The organism is Streptomyces sp. NPDC002619, assembly GCF_042889305.1.
GTDB lineage: Bacteria > Actinomycetota > Actinomycetes > Streptomycetales > Streptomycetaceae > Streptomyces.
In genome coordinates, this window is sequence record NZ_JBIAQV010000022.1 from 24,527 (window position 1) to 41,813 (window position 17,287).

Sequence of the window (17,287 nt, forward strand, 5' to 3'; positions counted from 1 at the left end):
TGCGGTGGAAGGGGATCGACGCTTGGTGAACAGGTGATTCCCCGGTGTTCCCCGCGGTTCCCCGTGCCATCTGACACGAGTCTGGCACGACCTCTTCGTTCGAAGTCTCAACCCACTGAGCCTTTCCCGGTAAGCGATCATGCCTGTGTGTGATCGTTCAGATGGTGCGGTCGTATTCGAGCTGGAGCAGGACGAGGGCTGCGGCGGCGATCTGGGTGATGTGGCTGGGATCGAGGCTGACCCGCCGCAGGGCCTTGAAGGTGGTCTTGAACAGGGCGTTCGCGCGTTCGCACATCCCGTGGATGCCTCGGATGACCCTGTTGAAGGTCTGCTGGGCTTCGGTGAGTTCACCGCCCGCGGGCTTCTTGACCGGGTGACGGAAGCCGTCTCCGGCGTTCTCGTAGCCGAGGTCGACCAGGGTCAGTGTGCCCAGTTGGTCGGCGAGCCGGTTCAGAGCATCGACGAGCCCGTGGTGGCGGGCGCAGGTAGTGTCGTGCTCGCGGCCGGGCCGCACCGGCGAGACCCAGATCGGCCAGCCGTCCGGGGCGGAGATGACCTGCACGTTGCCGCCGTGATGCTTGTGCTTGCCCGACCACCAGAGGTCTGCCCCGTTGGGCCCCGGGGCGGCGACGCGGTCGGTGCGGATGACCGTGCCGTCCAGATTGAGATGGGTCAGGCCGGCCGCCTTCGCCCGTTCCAGCGCGGTGGCCAGGTCCGGTGCCCCGGCCGCCAGGACCGTCAGCCCTTCGTGCAGGTATCGGTAGGCGGTGGAGGTGGACAGGGCGTTGTCGCGGGCGAGTTGGGACAGACGGGTGCCGTCGATGAACCAGCGCAGGATCAGCACGGCCTGCTTGAAGCAGCCCAGGGCGCGGCGCCCGCGGCGGGTTCCGACCTTGGCGGCCACCTTGGTGTCTGGTGGTTGCTGTACTCCGCTGCTGTACAGCAACCACCAGCGCGCGTGGGGACTGGATGGTCAGCCGCAGCAACCGGCTGACGCCGAGGCGGGCATTGCGAGGTGTGATCGGTGGAACGCCGGCACTTCAGCACGATGAGTGCGTTGACCACCACCTGGTCATGCGATTCGGCGCTGTTCAGTCATGCGAGGGCGAACGGGATTCCCCGCCGTCTTGGTCGTCGTCGCCGGGTGCCATCGTCTCGAGGGCGGCGCGGAGCGCGGCGCGTGAGGTGATACCGAGTTTGGGATAGAGCCGGTGCAGGTGGGAGCCGACCGTGCGGTGGGACAGGAACAGTCGTTCGCCGATCTGTTTGTTGGTCAGGCCCATGGCCGCCAGTTCGGCGATCTGCCGTTCCTGGACGGTCAGCGCGGCTGTCGGCGCGTCGGGCCCGGTGGCGGTGACAACGCCCGTAGCGCGGAGCTCGTTGCGGGCCCGCTGTGCCATCGTTGTGGCGCCGAGCCGGTCGAAGGTTTCCAGGGCGGCGCTCAGGTGCAGGCGGGCGCGGGGGGCGCGGGTGCGGCGCAGCCACTGTCCGTAGGCGAGCTGGATGCGGGCGTGTTCCCATGGCCACTTGGCGGCTTCGGGCAGGGACAGGGCTGCCTCGAACAGGGCGCCGGCTTCGTCGTCGTCGGCGGCCAAGGCGGCAGCCCCGGCGGTCATCAGCGCCGTGCGGGGGGAGATGCGGTGGATGCCCGCCTGTTGAACGGCGGCGACATGGGCGCGGGCCTGGTCGATGCGACCGGTGCGGACCGCCGCCTCGACCAGGTCCATCACCATCCAGCGGCCGGGGATGCCGGGACTGGGCGTGCTGGGCGGGTTGACCCGGGACGCCTGTACGTAGGCCTCCTCGTAGTCGCCCTGACTGAGGGCCGCGAGCGTGCGAGCCCACGGGGCGTACACCTGTGTCACCCCGATGCTGCTGGGCACCGCCCAGGCCGTGAGCTCGTCGGCCAGGGATCGGGCGAGATCCGCGTTGCCGCGGGCGGCGGCGATGAGTGCCAGGTGGGCCCGAAGCGTACCCTCGAACAGGTGGTAGCCGTAGACCGTCGCCAGGTCCAGCCCTTCCCGCGCCAGGCTCTCGGCCTCGTCCCACCGCCCGCGGGCCCAGGAGTCGCTGCTGAGCGACAGCAACCCGTGAATGATGAGGGCGATCGCGCCGCGGTCGCGTTCCCGTTCGATCATGCTGCGGACCAGGTGGCGGTAATCGGACAGGACGTCCGTCGCGCAGGCCGCGGCGACCAGGGGCGTGAGCTGCCAGGGTGCCGCGTCGGCGGGCAGTGCCGCGAAGGCGTCGTCAAGACCTTCCCGGACCGTGGCAGCGGTGCGGACGCCATCGACGAACGCGTCGTAGCACAGCCGAAACGGGGTTACCGCCTCCGATTCGAACCGGGCCATTGCGGTGTTGAGAAGCTCCCACGGCTGCGGCCGGGCGACATAGAAGCCGACGTGCAGCAGCGCGTACAGGATCCCGTAGGAGTCCCAGTTGTCGGTGGGCTTGCTGGTGTCGGCGACGTCGTCGAGCGCCCGGGCCAGGAGCCGGTGGGCGGCATCGACATCGCCCTCATTGTTGGTGAGGAAGTGGGCCGTGGCGGCGAAGACCAGCCCGGTCGGGGTGTCCGGTGCCTGCCCGGCGTCAGCCAACAAGCGTTGAACTTGATCGAGTTGGCCGGTGATGTTGGCGAGGTAGGCGGCCTCGACCAGTCGGCGGGACCGGTCGCCCGGGTGCGGGCTGAGTTCACCCGCCCGTATGAGCGTGGTCACCGCGGCGGATGCACCGACGCGCCGCCGGTCGGAGACGGCCGCCTCGTCCGACGCCCGGGCCGCGGCGCTGGACGGGTCGCCGCGCCGCCAGGTGGACAGGGCTGCTTCGTCCAGCGTCCGGGCCACCGCCTCGTCCGGTCCGGTCGCGGCCTCGGCCAGGTGCAACGCCCGCCGGTACGGTTCGCCGGTCAGGGCCGCGGCCAGGGCCTGGTGCGCGGCCCGACGTTCACCCGGCGGTGTCAGGTGCACGATCGCGGCGCGGATCAGCGGATGGCGAAATGACACGCCACCGTCGGCCGCATCGACATGTACCAGGTCCGCTTCCTGCGCCGGGGTGAGGTTGTCGACGGCCGGAGAGTCTGGCGCGGCCTTGCGTATTGTGGTCAGGCTGGCGTCGGCGTCCAGTGCGGCCAGGAGCAGCACCTTTCGGGTCGGTGCGGGCAGCCTTTCGATGGCCGGGGCGAAGGCCGCCTGCAGCCGCTCGGGAAGGGGCAGGAGCGCGGGCAGGGGGTCTCGGCCCGAGCGCTGTCGGCTGGTCAGCGCCGCCGGCAGCTCCCGCAGCGCGAGCGGGTTGCCCGCAGCCTCGGCCAGCACCCGCCGCCGTACCGATGGCCCCAGCCCGGGCCATCGAGCGTCCAGCAGCTCGGCTGCCGCCTGCGCGGCCAGCGGCCCGATCTCGCGCACGGGTAGCTGGAGTTGGTCCCAGAAACCGGACGCCCCGGTCCGCATGGCGGCCAGGAAGACGATCGGATCGTCGCTGATCCTGCGGACGACGAACCCCAGCACGGTCGCGCTGGCGCAATCGATCCACGGCACGTCGTCGGCGATCAGCAGCAGCGGACGCTCGACACAGACCTCGCCCAGCAGGGCGAGTACCGCCGCCGAGGCGGCCAGCGGGTCCAGCGACGGCCCCCACGCGAGACCGAAGATCCGGTCAAGGACATCGCGATGGTGGACGGCGAGCCGGTCGGCGTGATGCCGCAGCGGGTAGAGCATCTGGTGCAGCGCCGAGAAGCTCATCTCGGCCTCGAACTCCACGGCTGAGGCGCGCAATACCCGCATTCCGACGTCTGCGGCCCGTACCGCGGCGGTATCCAGCAGTGCCGTCTTTCCCACCCCCGGGGCGCCGCGCAGCAGAAGGCCAGGGCCGCTCCGATCAGGTGTGACGAACAGCGAATCCATCAGTTCCAGCTCGGCCGAGCGCCCCCCTAGGTCCACTCCGGGCCGTGCGGTTACAAGCCGCTCATCATGATGGTGTTCGCCGGAAAAGCTCTGCTGGAATTGCAAGGACGACTTCCCTTTGATGCTCGTTCGATCTGCGACAACCAACGCCCGGCTCGTAACCGGCCCCACGCCCGGCCACCGGGCTCGGCGGCGCCGGCGATCCCAGCGCTCACCTTCCGCACGGTTCTCGTGGACGGTCGACCCGTGGCCCGCACGGCCGTCGACCGTCTCGGCCCTGAGACGTCCGCGGCCCCTGCCGCAGCGGAGCAGGAGCGAGTTTCGCTTCCCCCGCGGTGCCGGCGGACAGGCGGAGTCACGCAACATTGCCAGGCCTCCACGGCAAGGAAAGTCAGACAACGTTGTCGCTGAATTGAATTAGCCTGCGGCACGCCCACTGCCCACGAACAGCACAGGAACGAAGACGTACAGCGGCACGTTTGGAGGCGTATGGTCCCAACGTGGCCGAGCGCCCGCTTTACGGCGAGGAAAATCATCACTGCCGTGGCGGACGGCCGTCCATGTTCCCGGCAACAGCAATCGACCCCGACGATAGTGGCCGGGAACAGTGGTCGCCGCGACGATCCTGCAGCCTCCACGGCGGTGCACCTAGCGGAGCGCCCACGACGGGCTCAGCCACAGCGCGGCAGCAGCCGGCTCCCCCTCAGCCCATCTCTCGGCGGTGGTCCGCTCACGCTGTCGCATCCGTGACAGCGGCGGCACGGCGCGCGTCCCCCGCCGGCCTTTCGGCGCTCGCCGCGTTCCCGCTGAGGCCGTCCGGGACTTCATCCTCGGCCAGATCGAGGAGGCTGCCTGATGGCTAGTCAGCGCAAGCGCAACCCCAACGGTGCGGGCACGATCACCAAGCGCAAGGACGGCCGCTTTCAGTGCGCGGTCTACGTGCTTCAGCCGGACGGCACGCGGGCCCGCAAGTTCGCGTACGGCCAGACCTGGGCTGAGTGTGACGCCAAGCGCCGTGAACTGCTCGACAAGGTGGAGAACGGCATCCCGGTACCCACCCGGTCGGCCAAGCTCGCCGAGTGGCTGCCGTACTGGCTGGACCACTTCATCAAGCCCAATCGCAAGCGGACGACGTACAACAAGTACGCCATGCACGTGCGCCTCTACCTCGTGCCGCTGCTCGGCTCCAAGAGCCTGGAGACACCAGGGCCCCGCCACGTGCGCACGTTCGTCGCCGAGGTCTCGCGCGTCGCCTCCCCGGCCACGGCCAAAGAGGCACATCGCGTGCTGAGGACCGCGCTCACCGCGGCTTGCCGTGAGGAGCTGGTGACGCGGAACGCCGCCTCGCTCGTGGAGGCCCCGAAGGTGCCCCGTCGCGACCTGTCTCCGTGGAACCTGGACGAGACGCTGGCGTTCCTGGAGCAGGCGCGCCGCGACCCGCTGTACGCCGCCTTCGTCCTGGCGGTCTCCATGGGCCTGCGGCGCGGCGAGATCCTGGGGCTTCGCTGGTCGGATGTGGACCTCGAACACCGCGTGTTGCGGGTCAGCAAGCAGGTGCAGCGTGTGGGTGGGGAGCTCTACGAGGACACCACCAAGAGCGGCCGGGCACGCCCCTTGCCCCTCCCCCTGATCTGCCTTGCGGCGCTCCGTTGGCACCGGATGCGACAGTCGGATGCGGCGCGGCGCAAGGGAGTGGAGCTCTCCCCGTCCTCGTACGTCTTCACCACCCGCACCGGCCGCCCGATCGACCCGCAGAACGTCAACCGGTCGTTCTTCCGCATCACAGCCGCAGCGGGCCTTCGGCGCATTCGTCTGCACGACGCCCGGCACGGCTGCGCCACGCTTCTCACGGCGGCCGGCGTGGCTCCCCGGGTGGTGATGGAGATCCTCGGTCACAGCCAGATCAGCATCACGATGGATGTCTACACGCACGTGACATCGGACACACAACGTGAGGCCATCAGCCACATGGATCGTCTGCTCAGGCGCCGCCTCGAGCGTGAGTGACCGTCCTCGTTGATGTCACCCGTGGATGTCAGACGCCCCGGACCGATCATGGTCCGGGGCGTTGGTACTGCTGGGAAGGGGAGCCCCCTGTCGGATTCGAACCGACGACCTTCGCTTTACAAGAGCGGCGCTCTGACCAGCTGAGCTAAGGAGGCGTGCGCGGGCGCGCCCGAGCAGTGTACCCAGGTCCCCGGCCCGCCTTGTCGAGAATTCCCGCGAAGTTCACAGTCCCCCAACTACTGACAGTTGGGCGAACGCCAGGTACCGTCCTGGATCAGTCTACTCGTGTGGACTACACCAACCACCTTCCTACAACGGATCGTCCGGCACGTTCCTGCCGGTAGAAGGGGGCCCACTCTCCATGGCCACTGTCTCGTTCGACAAGGCGACCCGGATCTACCCGGGTTCCACGAAGCCCGCCGTCGACTCGCTCGAAATCCAGATCGAGGACGGCGAGTTCCTCGTCCTGGTCGGCCCGTCGGGTTGCGGAAAGTCCACCTCGCTGCGGATGCTCGCGGGGCTCGAGGACGTCAACACCGGCACCATCCACATCGGTGACCGTGACGTCACCCACCTGCCGCCGAAGGACCGGGACATCGCCATGGTGTTCCAGAACTACGCGCTGTACCCGCACATGTCGGTCGCCGACAACATGGGCTTCGCGCTCAAGATCGCCGGTGTCAACAAGGCGGAGATCCGGCAGAAGGTCGAGGAGGCCGCGAAGATCCTCGACCTCACGGAGTACCTGGACCGCAAGCCGAAGGCGCTCTCCGGCGGTCAGCGTCAGCGTGTCGCCATGGGCCGCGCGATCGTGCGTGAGCCGCAGGTGTTCCTCATGGACGAGCCGCTGTCCAACCTGGACGCCAAGCTCCGTGTCTCGACGCGTACGCAGATCGCGTCGCTGCAGCGCCGTCTCGGCATCACCACCGTCTACGTCACCCACGACCAGGTCGAGGCCATGACGATGGGCGACCGCGTGGCCGTGCTGGACAAGGGCATCCTCCAGCAGGTGGACTCGCCGCGGAACATGTACGAGCGCCCGGCCAACCTCTTCGTCGCCGGCTTCATCGGCTCCCCGGCCATGAACCTGATCGAGGTCCCCATCGCGGACGGCGGCGTGAAGTTCGGCAACAGCGTCGTGCCCGTCAACCGCGACGCGCTCAAGGCCGCCGCCGACAAGGGCGACCGCACGGTCACCGTCGGTGTCCGCCCCGAGCACTTCGAGATCGTCGAGCACGACGGCTCCGCCGCCGCGTCCCTCTCGAAGGACGCCGAGGACGCCCCGGCCGGTCTCGCCGTCCTGGTGAACGTCGTCGAGGAGCTCGGCGCCGACGCTTACGTCTACGGCACCGTCGAGGTCGGCAGCGAGACCAAGGACCTCGTCGTCCGCGTGGACGGCCGCCGGGTGCCGGACAAGGGCTCCCAGCTGCACGTCGTGCCGCGGGCGGGCGAGACCCACGTGTTCTCGACCTCCACGGGCGAGCGCCTCTCCGACTGATCCGACGTGATCCACATCGTGTGGAACAACCCCGGGTAATTCACCCAGGCTGACGAAACGGGCCCCGCAAACCACTGCGGGGCCCGTTTCGTTGTCGACAAGTACCCGGCAAGTCCGGCCATTTCGAGTGGCGTGCGTCAACGCCGTACCCAAGAAATGGAGCCCCTCGTCCCTCGAACTAGTGACTAAATGTCGCCAAATCATCACCGGGCGCTACTCTCACACGCGTGAAGCACTCCACCACCCAACAGACGCAACCCAGCCGCCGGGGCCCTGCCCGCCGGATCGGCCGCACCCTCGCCCTCGTCCTGCCCGTCGTCCTGGTGCTCTCCGGGACCCTCGCGGTCACCCGGGTCAACTGGTCGGGGAGCCCCGCGGACTCGGTGCTCGCCGCCTCGGACGTCTCGTCGGCGGTCGGCTCGTCGAACGCCGTCTCCTCGCGGCCGGTCACCCGCGCCCCGCAGGACGTGCTGCGCGACCAGCTGCTGGCCGAGCTCCAGGAGAAGAACCCGGGCGCGGCCCTCACCCACCTCCAGCAGGCCGTCAACGGTCACCCGGAGCTGGCGAAGCACTGCACCGCCATCGCCAAGTCCCTGGGCCGCGCCGCGGTCCGCCTGTACGGCGCCTCGCGCGCCCAGTCGTACGCGCGCCCCGTGTGCGACACGTCCTTCGCCTCCGGTGTCCTGGCAGCCCACAGCTGACCGCCCCCGGACCGTCCCCGAACCGGCCGGCGAGCGGCTGCCGGGTGGGAAGAGGGTTACGCCAGATTAAGGAACGGTTGCAGGCGAAAGCCTCGAGCGGGGCGCCACGTACAGTTCGGTCATGACCGATCCGAACGCCGCGTCGCGCCCCACTCAAGCCGTCGTCCTGGCCGGTGGCCAGGGCTCCCGGCTGCGCCCGTACACCGACGACCGTCCCAAGCCGATGGTCGAGATCCCCGGTACGGGCACCCCGATCATCGGCCACCAGTTGACCTGGCTCGCCGAAGAAGGCGTGACGGACGTCGTGGTCTCGTGCGGCCACCTCGCCGAGGTGCTGCAGAAGTGGCTGGAGACGGCCGACCTGCCCGTCCGCGTCACCACGGTCGTGGAGACGGAGCCCCTCGGCCGCGGCGGTGGTCTGAAGTACGCGGCCGCCCACCTGCCCCACCCGGAGCGGCCCTGGTACGCCACCAACGGCGACATCTGGACCCGCTTCTCGCTTCGGGAGATGGCGGACTTCCACGCCGAGCGCGACGCGGTCGCCACCCTCGCGCTGGCGCGTCCGCGCATTCCGTGGGGTGCCGTGCAGACCGACGGGTTCGGTCACATCACGGACTTCATCGAGTCCCCGCCGTCGGCCTTCGAGATCAACGCGGGTGTGTACGTCTTCTCGCCCGAGTTCGCCGACCTGCTCCCGGAGCGCGGTGACCATGAGCGCACCACGTTCCCGCATCTGGCGCGGGAGCTGCGGCTCGCCGGCTTCCCGATCCCGCACGGGGCGTACTGGCGGGCCATCGACACGGCCAAGGACCTGACGGAGGCGGCCAAGGAACTGGCAGCGCTGGGCCGCTAGGGCACATCGACCGAGAGAAGGCCACCCGCACCGGCCGGCGCGGGTGGCCTTCTCGTGCCAGGACCCCGTTCAGCCCTTGCACAGCAGCGTCGCCAGGACCTTGCGCAGTGTCGGTTCCGGGTCCCGTACGGCCCCGGACGCGCGCCAGGCCACGTAGCCGTCCGGGCGGACGAGGACGGCGCCGTCGGGTGTCGTGCCGTGCGCCGTGGCCCAGTCGGTGTCGTCGTCCGGGGTGAGGTCGGTGCCGATGCGGTAGGGGGCGAGGTGTACGACGTCGGTGTCGGCGATGCGGCGGGCCGCCTCGTGCCAGCCCGCGTCGCTGCGGGCGTCGGTGAGCAGGACCAGCGAGCGTTCGTACAGGTCGAGGGTGGACAGGCGCTTGGCGCCGCGCCGTAGCCACTGGTGCGGGGCACGGGTGCCCGGGTCGCCCGTGAGGCGCAGGGTCTCGGGAACCACGGGCTGCTCGCGGTCGGCGCCGATGACGGCGCCCTCGGGGTAGCGGTAGCCGAGGACGACGTTGAGGATGCCGCCGCGCCTGCCGCCGCCGACGCCGGGCGCGGGGGCGAAGCCGGGGTGGCTGTGTTCGACGGAGCGGGCGGAGGCGCGGGCGCTGGTGGTGAGGGCGACCGGGCGGCGCTCGGCGCCGTACGTCTCCAAGAGGCCGGGGCCTGCCCAGCCCTCCAGGACCGCGGCGAGTTTCCAGGCGAGGTTGTGGGCGTCCTGGATACCGGTGTTGGAGCCGAACGCGCCGGTGGGGGACATCTCGTGGGCGGAGTCGCCGGCGAGGAGGACGCGGCCGTGGCCGTAGCGGTCGGCGACCCGTTCGGCGGCGCGCCAGGAGGCCTTGCCGGTGACTTCGATGTCGAGGTCGGGGGCGCCGACGGCTCGGCGGATATGGCGCCCGAGGCGTTCCTCGGTGAACTCGGCGAGGGTTTCGCCGTGCTCGGGGTGCCAGGGGACGTGGAAGACCCAGCGTTCCTGGTTGTCGACGGGCAGGAGGGCGCCGTCGGCTTCCTCGTCGGTGAGGTAGCAGCAGATGAAGCGGCGCTCGCCCACGACGTCGGCGAGCAGCTTGGAGCGGAAGGTGACGCTGACGTTGGCGAAGAGTTCGCCGGGGCCGCTCTGCGTGATGCCGAGCCGGTCGCGGACGGGGCTGCGGGGGCCGTCGGCGGCGACGAGGTAGTCGGCGCGGACGGTGTACAGCTCGTCGGTCTCGCGGTTGCGGACGTAGGCGGTCACCTTGCCGGCGCTCTGCTCGAACGACTCCAGTTCGTGGTAGTAGCGCAGGTGGCCGCCGAGCTGGCGGGCGCTGTCGAGGAGTACGGGTTCGAGGTCGTTCTGGCTGCACAGGCACCAGCCGCTGGGGCTGAGCCTGGCGAGCCCGCCGCCCGGGTCGATGTGCTTGAACAGCCATTCTCCGGCGTCGCCGACGAGTGTCGGGGTCTGCAGGATGCCGTGGTTGTCGGCGAGGAGCGAGGCGGCGGCCCTGATGTCCTGCTCGATGCCCGCCACGCGGAAGAGTTCCATCGTTCGGACGTTGTTGCCGCGTCCGCGCGGGTGATGTGAGGTCCCGGAGTGCCGCTCGACGAGCATGTGGCGTACGCCGAGCCGGCCCAGGAAGAGGGACATGGACAGGCCCACCAGAGAGCCGCCCACGATGAGGACGGGAATCCGGTGGTCGGCCTTTTGGCGCATCGATGCCTCCAGGTGCAGAGGTACGTGTATGGGGGCTGGTGACTTCCTTGCCCTTTGCGAGCGGCTCCTGGTGCCCAGTCACCCACGTGGTTCATACGAGTCGCGCACTGGTGGGGAGCGGCACAGGATCAAGGCACGCTGACGTCGCGTCACCCGCGGCCGGCGTCCGCCTCTGCCCCGCCAAGGACCCCGTGAAGGAGATGTCCGCGAGATGACCACTACGTCTGAACGTGTTTCAGAAGCGCTGACACGGCAGGTGTCGAAAGTCTCCCAGTCCGTGTTCGACGGCTCCAGCCTCCGGGTCGTCCTGCTGGTCGACGTGTACGACGGAGCCCAGCAGCAGTTCCTGGAGGCATACGAGCAACTGTGCAGTCAGGTTGCGGCGGTTCCGGGCCATGTCAGCGATCAACTCTGCCAGTCCATCGAGAATCCATCCCAATGGCTCATCACCAGCGAGTGGGAGAGCGCTCCGCCGTTCCTCGCGTGGGTGAACAGCGAGGAGCACGTGCAGATGGTGCAGCCGCTGCACAGCTGCGTCCGGAACACCCGTTCGCTGCGTTTCCACGTGGTGCGTGAGACCGGCACCGCTGCCGGGCAGTCCCAGCCGCACCGACTGCAGACGTCGCCGCGGATCGGTGACGGTGTGATCCGGCACGCGCTGACGTTCACAGTGAAGCCGGGCAGCGAGCGGGAGGTCGCGAAGCTGCTCTCGAACTACGCGTCGCCCGAGGCGCAGGTGGACGACACGACGCGGCTGTGCCGCACGTCGCTGTTCATGCACGGCAACCGGGTGGTGCGGGCGATCGAGGTGCGCGGGGATCTGCTCTCGGCACTGAGGCACGTTGCGCAGCAGCCGGAGGTGCGGGCGGTCGAGGAGGCCATCAACCCGTATCTGGAGCAGGACCGGGATCTCAACGACCAGGCGTCGGCGCGGGTGTTCTTCACCCGGGCAGCACTGCCGGCGGTGCATCACGTGATGTCGGACGAGCTGTCGGAGGGTGAGCGGTCCGCGCTGTACTACCCGGCCAAGCCGGGGCAGGGGATGCGGCTGGCGGAGCTGCTGGCACAGGTCGACGAGACGGCGGTGGAGGTCGCCGATGCTCCGGTGCTGCGCAGCACGATCTTCCAGCGTGACGACGTCGTCGTACGGCTGGTCGACGTGCGTGCGGGGCGCAGCGTGGATGTCCTGCCGGAGTCGGCGGCGGGTGCCGAGCTGAAGTCGCTCCTGTACGGCGGCGCCGTCCGCATGGACCTCATCACCGACCGTCGTTCGCCGGACGCCTGAACGGCTGCCTGCGGCCACGTCCATCGTCTCGACGCAGCACATATACGGAGGAACGTCGTGATCAAACCCCGTCCGAGAATCGTCGACCTGAGTGAGGTCGAGCCCAACGTCAGGCGCGGCGGCGATCTGCGCGCCATGCTCACCCCGGCCACGGTGGGCTCCACCAGCGGTTTCATGGGCGTGGCCATCGTGCAGCCCGGTGAGCGCATCGGAGAGCACTACCACCCGTACTCCGAGGAGTTCGTGTATGTCGTCTGCGGCCGGCTGGAGGTCGACCTGGACGGCGAGGCATCGCCGCTGCGGCCCGAGCAGGGGCTGATGATCCCGGCTCATGTCCGCCACCGGTTCCGCAATGTGGGCGAGGTGGAGGCGCGGATCGTCTTCCATCTGGGTCCGCTGGCGCCGCGCCCGCAGCTGGGGCACGTGGACACGGAGGAGACGGACGTCATCGGCGCCGCCGCCGTGGTGACGGAGGCGGCGGGAGCCGGCGCCTCGCACGTGGCCGGCCGAGGGCAGGTTCCTTCATGACCCGGCGGGTGGCGGTCACCGGCATAGGCATCGTGGCCCCGGGCGGGATCGGTGCTCCGGCGTTCTGGGATCTGCTGGTCGGCGGCCGTACGGCGACGCGGGGCATCACGCTCTTCGACCCGGTGGGGCTGCGCTCGCGGATCGCGGCGGAGTGCGATTTCGATCCGGAGGCCTACGGGCTGGACGCGGAGCAGGTCGAGCGGGCGGACCGGTACATCCAGTTCGCCATGGTCGCCGGGGACGAGGCGGTCCGGGACTCCGGGCTCGACCTGGCCCTGGAGGATCCGTGGCGGGTCGGGGTGTCCCTGGGCAGCGCGGTGGGTGGGACCACCCGTCTCGAGCGCGACTACGTCCTGGTGAGCCATGGCGGGCAGCGCTGGGACGTGGATCACGAGCGGGCGGATCCGCAGCTGCACCGGGCGTTCTCGCCGAGCACGCTGGCCTCCGCGGTGGCGGAACGTTTCGGCGCGCAGGGGCCGGTGCAGACCGTCTCCACGGGCTGCACCTCCGGACTCGACGCCGTCGGATACGCCTTCCACACCGTCGAGGAGGGCCGGGCCGACGTCTGCATAACCGGCGCGTCGGACTCGCCGATCTCCCCGATCACCATGGCCTGCTTCGACGCGATCAAGGCCACGTCCCCCAACAACGACGATCCCGCGCACGCCTCCCGGCCCTTCGACAACAACCGTGACGGGTTCGTCATGGGCGAGGGCGGCGCGGTGCTCGTCCTGGAGGAACTGGAACACGCGAGGGCCCGCGGCGCGCACGTCTACTGCGAGCTCAGCGGCTACGCCACCTACGGCAACGCCTACCACATGACCGGCCTGACCAGCGAGGGCCTGGAGATGGCCCGGGCGATCGAGGTCGCCCTCGACCACTCCCGGCTCGACCCGACGGCCATCGACTACGTCAACGCCCACGGCTCCGGCACGCGGCAGAACGACCGCCACGAGACGGCCGCCGTGAAGCGGGCCCTGGGACAGCACGCCTACGACACGCCCATGAGCTCCATCAAGTCCATGGTGGGGCACTCCCTCGGGGCGATCGGCGCGATCGAGGTCGTGGCCTGCGTGCTGGCCCTGGCCAAGCAGGTCATACCGCCGACCGCCAACTATGAGACCCCCGACCCCGAGTGCGACCTGGACTACGTCCCGCGCGTCGCCCGCGAGCGCAAGCTGAACAGCGTGCTCTCGGTGGGCAGCGGGTTCGGCGGCTTCCAGTCCGCGGTGATCCTGACCCGTCCCAGGGAGTAGCGAGAGGACACGATGAGCGCAGCCCACGAACGGCGCGCGGCCGTCACCGGTATCGGTGTGGTCGCGCCCAACGGAACCAGCACCGACACTTTCTGGAAGGCCACCCAGGAGGGGCTCAGCGTCCTCGACCGGATCACCCGCGAGGGCTGCGAGGAGCTCCCCCTGAAGGTGGCCGGCGAGGTCCGCGCCTTCGACCCGTTCGCCGCGGTCGAGGAGCGGTTCCTCGTCCAGACCGACCGGTTCACCCACTACGCCATGGCCGCGGCCGACCTCGCCCTGGACGACGCCCGCCTGGGGCGGGCCGACACCGACGCCGCGCCGTTCTCCGTCGGCGTCGTCACCGCGGCAGGGTCCGGCGGCGGCGAGTTCGGCCAGCGCGAGCTGCAGCGGCTGTGGGGCAAGGGCAGCCGCTACGTCGGCCCGTACCAGTCCATCGCCTGGTTCTACGCCGCCTCCACCGGCCAGATCTCCATCCGCCGCGGCCTGAAGGGACCCTGCTCGGTGGTCGCCGCCGACGAGGCCGGCGGTCTGGACGCCCTGGCCCATGCGGCGCGGGCGGTGCGGCGCGGCACCGACGCGATCGTGGCCGGGTCGACGGAGGCGCCGCTGGCCCCGTACTCGATGGTCTGCCAGCTCGGTTACGAGGAGCTGAGCACCGTCGTCGACCCGAGCCGGGCCTACCGTCCCTTCACCGACGCGGCCTGCGGGTTCGTGCCGGCCGAGGGCGGCGCCATGCTCGTGGTCGAGGCGGACGACGCGGCCCGGGCACGCGGCGCGACCATCCGTGCCTTCGTCGCGGGGCACGCGGCGACGTTCACCGGCGCCTCGCGCTGGGACCGGTCCCGGGAGGGGCTCACCCAGGCGATCCGCGGCGCCCTGGACGAGGCCGGTTGTGCGCCCGAGGACGTCGACGTGGTCTTCGCCGACGCCCTCGGGGTGCCGGAGGCGGACCGCGCCGAGGCACTGGCCATCGCGGACGCCCTGGGCGCGCAGGGCAGACGGGTGCCCGTCACGGCGCCGAAGACCGGCATCGGCCGGGGCTACTGCGCGGCGCCCGTGCTGGACACCGCGGCTGCCGTGCTCGCGATGGAGCACGGCCTGATCCCACCCACCCCCAACGTGGTCGACGTCTGCCACGACCTCGACCTGGTGACCGGCCGCGCCCGCGCTGCCGAGCTGCGCACCGCGCTGGTCCTCAGCCGGGGACTCATGGGCTCGAACTCGGCGCTGGTGCTGCGGCACGCCGCCGCGGACCGACCCTGACGACCCCTGAGCAACCGTCCCCGGGCAACCGCCCCCGAGCAAACCGTCCTTGAGCAAACCGTCCTTGAGCAACCGTCCCCGAACAAAGGAGAGGAACCCATGAGTGCTCCGATCACCGTGGAAGAGCTGGCCGGGCTCATGAAGCAGGCCGCCGGGGTCACCGTCGCCCCACAGGACCTGGAGCAGCGGTACGACTCCGGCTTCGACGCCCTCGGCATCGACTCGCTGGGTCTGCTGGGCATCGTCGGCGAACTGGAGAACCGGCACGGCACGCCGATGCCGCCGGACGCGGAGCGCTGCAAGACGCCGCGGCAGTTCCTCGACCTCGTCAACAGCACACTGATGGCAGGAGCCTGAGATGGCAGGACACACGCAGAACGAGATCACCGTCGGCGCGCCGCTGGACCTCGTCTGGGACATGACCAACGACCTGGAGAACTGGCCGCGGCTGTTCAGCGAGTACGCCGCCGTCGAGGTCCTCTCCCGCGAGGGGAACAAGACGACGTTCCGGCTGACCATGCACCCCGACGAGAACGGCACCGTCTGGAGCTGGGTGTCGGAACGGACGCCGGACCGCGAGAAGCTCACCGTCAAGGCCCGCCGCGTCGAGACGGGTCCCTTCGCCCACATGGACATCCGCTGGGACTACGAGGAGGTCCCCGCCGGCACCCGCATGGTGTGGACGCAGGACTTCGCGATGAAGCCGGACGCCCCGGTCGACGACGACTGGATGACCGACAACATCAACAAGAACTCCAAGGTCCAGATGGCCCTGATCCGGGACAAGATCGAGAAGGCCGCCGCCGGACGCCGGTCCGCGCCGGCCCTGGCCGACTGAGCGGGACGGAAGGACGCATCCGATGCACCAGGCCCTGATCGTCGCCCGCATGGCCCCCGGTTCCGCCCCGGACATCGCCAAGATCTTCGAGGAGTCCGACCGGGGTGAACTCCCGCACCTCGTCGGGGTCGTGCGGCGCAGCCTGTTCCAGTTCGGCGATGTGTACATGCACCTCGTCGAGTCCGAGCGCGAGCCCGGCCCGGCCATCGCCAAGGTCACGAACCACCCCGAGTTCCGCGGCATCAGCGAGCGCCTGCAGGCGTACGTCAGCGCCTACGACCCGGAGACCTGGCGTTCTCCGAAGGACGCGATGGCTCAGCGCTTCTACCTCTGGGAGCGCGACTGAGGCGTCGTACACCCCCACAGGCCACCGGCCGCCGAACCCGCAGCATCGCGGGTTCGGCGGCCGGTGGCCCGTGGGGGCCGTCCGGGTCACCCGGGGACGTGGCAGTCGAACGCGTGCAGATACGGGTTGACCGGGCCGATGCTGTCGATGACGAGGCCCGCCGCGGTCAGTCGGCCGGTCATGCTGGCGGTGGTGTGCTTGGCACCGCCGACGTTCAGGAGCAGCAGCAGGTCCATGGCCGTGCTGAAGCGCATCGAGGGGGTGTCGTCGACGAGGTTCTCGATGACCACGACCCGCGTTCCGGGGCCGCCCGCCTCGATGACGTTGCGCAGCAGCCGCGCGGTGGACTCGTCGTCCCACTCGAGGATGTTCTTGATGACGTAGACGTCGGCTTCGACCGGCACGGACACCCGGGCGTCGCCGGGCACGATCCGGGCACGGCCGGCGAGATCGCCGCCCGGGAGCAGCCGCGGTACGGCGTTCTCCACGACGCGGGGCAGGTCGAGCAGACTGCCGCGCATCGAGGGGTACTTGTCGAGCAAGCTCGCCACCACATGCCCCTGGCCGCCGCCGATGTCCGCGACGGACTTTGCGCCGGACAGGTCGAGCAGGGCCGCCACGTCCCGCGCCGACTGCTCACTGGACGTGGTCATCGCCCGGTTGAAGACGTCGGCAGATTCGGGGGCGTCCTCGTTGAGGTACTCGAAGAACTCCTTGCCGTACAGGTCCTGTACGACGTTCCGGCCGGTGCGCACGGCCTCGTCCAGCCTGGGCCAGGCGTCCCAGGTCCACGGCTCGGTGCACCACAGGGAGATGTGACGCAGGCTGTTCGGGTCGTCCTCGCGCAGCAGCCGGGACATGTCCGTGTGCGCGAACGTGCCGTCGGGCCGCTCGGTGAAGACGCCGTAACAGGACAGGGCGCGCAGCAGCCGGCGCAGCGGCTTCGGGTCGGTCTTCACCGCGACCGCGAGGTCCTCCACGGTCGTGGGGGAGTCGCCGAGGGCGTCGGCGACGCCCAGCCGGGCGGCCGCGCGGACAGCAGCGGCACAGGCCGCGCCGAACACCAGCTCTCTCAGCCGCATGGACGGTGGTGGGGCTTCCCCCTGTTCGGCCGGGGC

Annotated in this window: 14 protein-coding genes, 1 tRNA gene and 1 pseudogene; 11 read left to right on the forward strand and 5 right to left on the reverse strand. The window is 70.1% G+C overall.

What is annotated here, in order from left to right:
- Positions 1–157: 157 nt before the first annotated feature.
- Both ACFYXB_RS28540 and ACFYXB_RS28545 read right to left on the reverse strand, forming a co-directional pair.
- Positions 158–886 (reverse strand): annotated as a pseudogene (locus tag ACFYXB_RS28540) (transposase family protein); the annotation flags it as partial.
- A gap of 205 nt (positions 887–1,091) precedes the next feature.
- Positions 1,092–4,265 (reverse strand): LuxR C-terminal-related transcriptional regulator, encoded by a 3,174-nt coding sequence (locus tag ACFYXB_RS28545; RefSeq protein ID WP_389587174.1) that lies wholly within the window; start codon positions 4,263–4,265, stop codon positions 1,092–1,094.
- 489 nt (positions 4,266–4,754) lie between these two features.
- Here ACFYXB_RS28545 and ACFYXB_RS28550 point away from each other — a divergent pair, with 489 nt between their 5' ends.
- Entirely contained in the window at positions 4,755–5,906 is a 1,152-nt protein-coding gene (locus ACFYXB_RS28550; protein WP_389587176.1) for a tyrosine-type recombinase/integrase, read from the forward strand.
- A gap of 81 nt (positions 5,907–5,987) precedes the next feature.
- Here the strand turns inward: ACFYXB_RS28550 and ACFYXB_RS28555 are convergent.
- A tRNA-Thr gene (locus ACFYXB_RS28555) sits at positions 5,988–6,061 on the reverse strand.
- A gap of 206 nt (positions 6,062–6,267) precedes the next feature.
- On the opposite strand from ACFYXB_RS28555, the gene ACFYXB_RS28560 reads away from it, so the two are divergent.
- The 3 genes from ACFYXB_RS28560 to ACFYXB_RS28570 all read left to right on the forward strand — a co-directional run bounded on the left by ACFYXB_RS28560 (position 6,268) and on the right by ACFYXB_RS28570 (position 8,958).
- Positions 6,268–7,404: an ABC transporter ATP-binding protein gene (locus ACFYXB_RS28560; RefSeq protein WP_389587178.1), complete on the forward strand. Its 1,137-nt coding sequence runs from the start codon at positions 6,268–6,270 to the stop codon at positions 7,402–7,404.
- A 227-nt stretch (positions 7,405–7,631) separates the two neighbouring features.
- Positions 7,632–8,105, forward strand: a complete 474-nt coding sequence (locus ACFYXB_RS28565; RefSeq protein ID WP_389587180.1) for a hypothetical protein — start codon at positions 7,632–7,634, stop codon at positions 8,103–8,105.
- 121 nt (positions 8,106–8,226) lie between these two features.
- Positions 8,227–8,958 carry an NDP-sugar synthase gene (locus tag ACFYXB_RS28570; protein WP_389587182.1) on the forward strand — a complete coding sequence of 244 codons (732 nt, stop codon included), beginning with the start codon at positions 8,227–8,229 and terminating at the stop codon, positions 8,956–8,958.
- Between the two features lie 69 nt (positions 8,959–9,027).
- Here the strand turns inward: ACFYXB_RS28570 and ACFYXB_RS28575 are convergent, their stop codons facing one another.
- Positions 9,028–10,653: an FAD-dependent oxidoreductase gene (locus tag ACFYXB_RS28575; protein ID WP_389587184.1), complete on the reverse strand. Its 1,626-nt coding sequence runs from the start codon at positions 10,651–10,653 to the stop codon at positions 9,028–9,030.
- Between the two features lie 211 nt (positions 10,654–10,864).
- On the opposite strand from ACFYXB_RS28575, the gene ACFYXB_RS28580 reads away from it, so the two are divergent.
- From ACFYXB_RS28580 to ACFYXB_RS28610, 7 genes are all read left to right on the forward strand, one after another.
- Positions 10,865–11,938, forward strand: coding sequence for a SchA/CurD-like domain-containing protein (locus tag ACFYXB_RS28580; protein ID WP_389587186.1), 1,074 nt, complete (start codon positions 10,865–10,867; stop codon positions 11,936–11,938).
- A 57-nt stretch (positions 11,939–11,995) separates the two neighbouring features.
- On the forward strand, positions 11,996–12,466 hold the full coding sequence (locus ACFYXB_RS28585; RefSeq protein ID WP_389587188.1) for a cupin domain-containing protein: 471 nt from the start codon (positions 11,996–11,998) through the stop codon (positions 12,464–12,466).
- Positions 12,463–13,722 carry a beta-ketoacyl-[acyl-carrier-protein] synthase family protein gene (locus ACFYXB_RS28590; protein ID WP_389587190.1) on the forward strand — a complete coding sequence of 420 codons (1,260 nt, stop codon included), beginning with the start codon at positions 12,463–12,465 and terminating at the stop codon, positions 13,720–13,722. The genes ACFYXB_RS28585 and ACFYXB_RS28590 overlap by 4 nt, the downstream gene beginning before the upstream one ends.
- A gap of 12 nt (positions 13,723–13,734) precedes the next feature.
- Positions 13,735–14,985, forward strand: coding sequence for a beta-ketoacyl synthase N-terminal-like domain-containing protein (locus ACFYXB_RS28595; protein ID WP_388505977.1), 1,251 nt, complete (start codon positions 13,735–13,737; stop codon positions 14,983–14,985).
- Between the two features lie 99 nt (positions 14,986–15,084).
- On the forward strand, positions 15,085–15,342 hold the full coding sequence (locus ACFYXB_RS28600; RefSeq protein ID WP_389587192.1) for an acyl carrier protein: 258 nt from the start codon (positions 15,085–15,087) through the stop codon (positions 15,340–15,342).
- A 1-nt stretch (position 15,343) separates the two neighbouring features.
- On the forward strand, positions 15,344–15,823 hold the full coding sequence (locus ACFYXB_RS28605; protein WP_351355485.1) for an SRPBCC family protein: 480 nt from the start codon (positions 15,344–15,346) through the stop codon (positions 15,821–15,823).
- Positions 15,824–15,845: 22 nt separating this feature from the next.
- The gene (locus tag ACFYXB_RS28610) at positions 15,846–16,169 is read left to right on the forward strand and encodes a TcmI family type II polyketide cyclase (RefSeq protein WP_351355488.1); all 324 of its coding nucleotides are present in this window, start codon (positions 15,846–15,848) and stop codon (positions 16,167–16,169) included.
- Positions 16,170–16,255: 86 nt separating this feature from the next.
- Here the strand turns inward: ACFYXB_RS28610 and ACFYXB_RS28615 are convergent, their stop codons facing one another.
- Positions 16,256–17,251: a methyltransferase gene (locus ACFYXB_RS28615; RefSeq protein WP_389587333.1), complete on the reverse strand. Its 996-nt coding sequence runs from the start codon at positions 17,249–17,251 to the stop codon at positions 16,256–16,258.
- Positions 17,252–17,287: the final 36 nt, after the last annotated feature.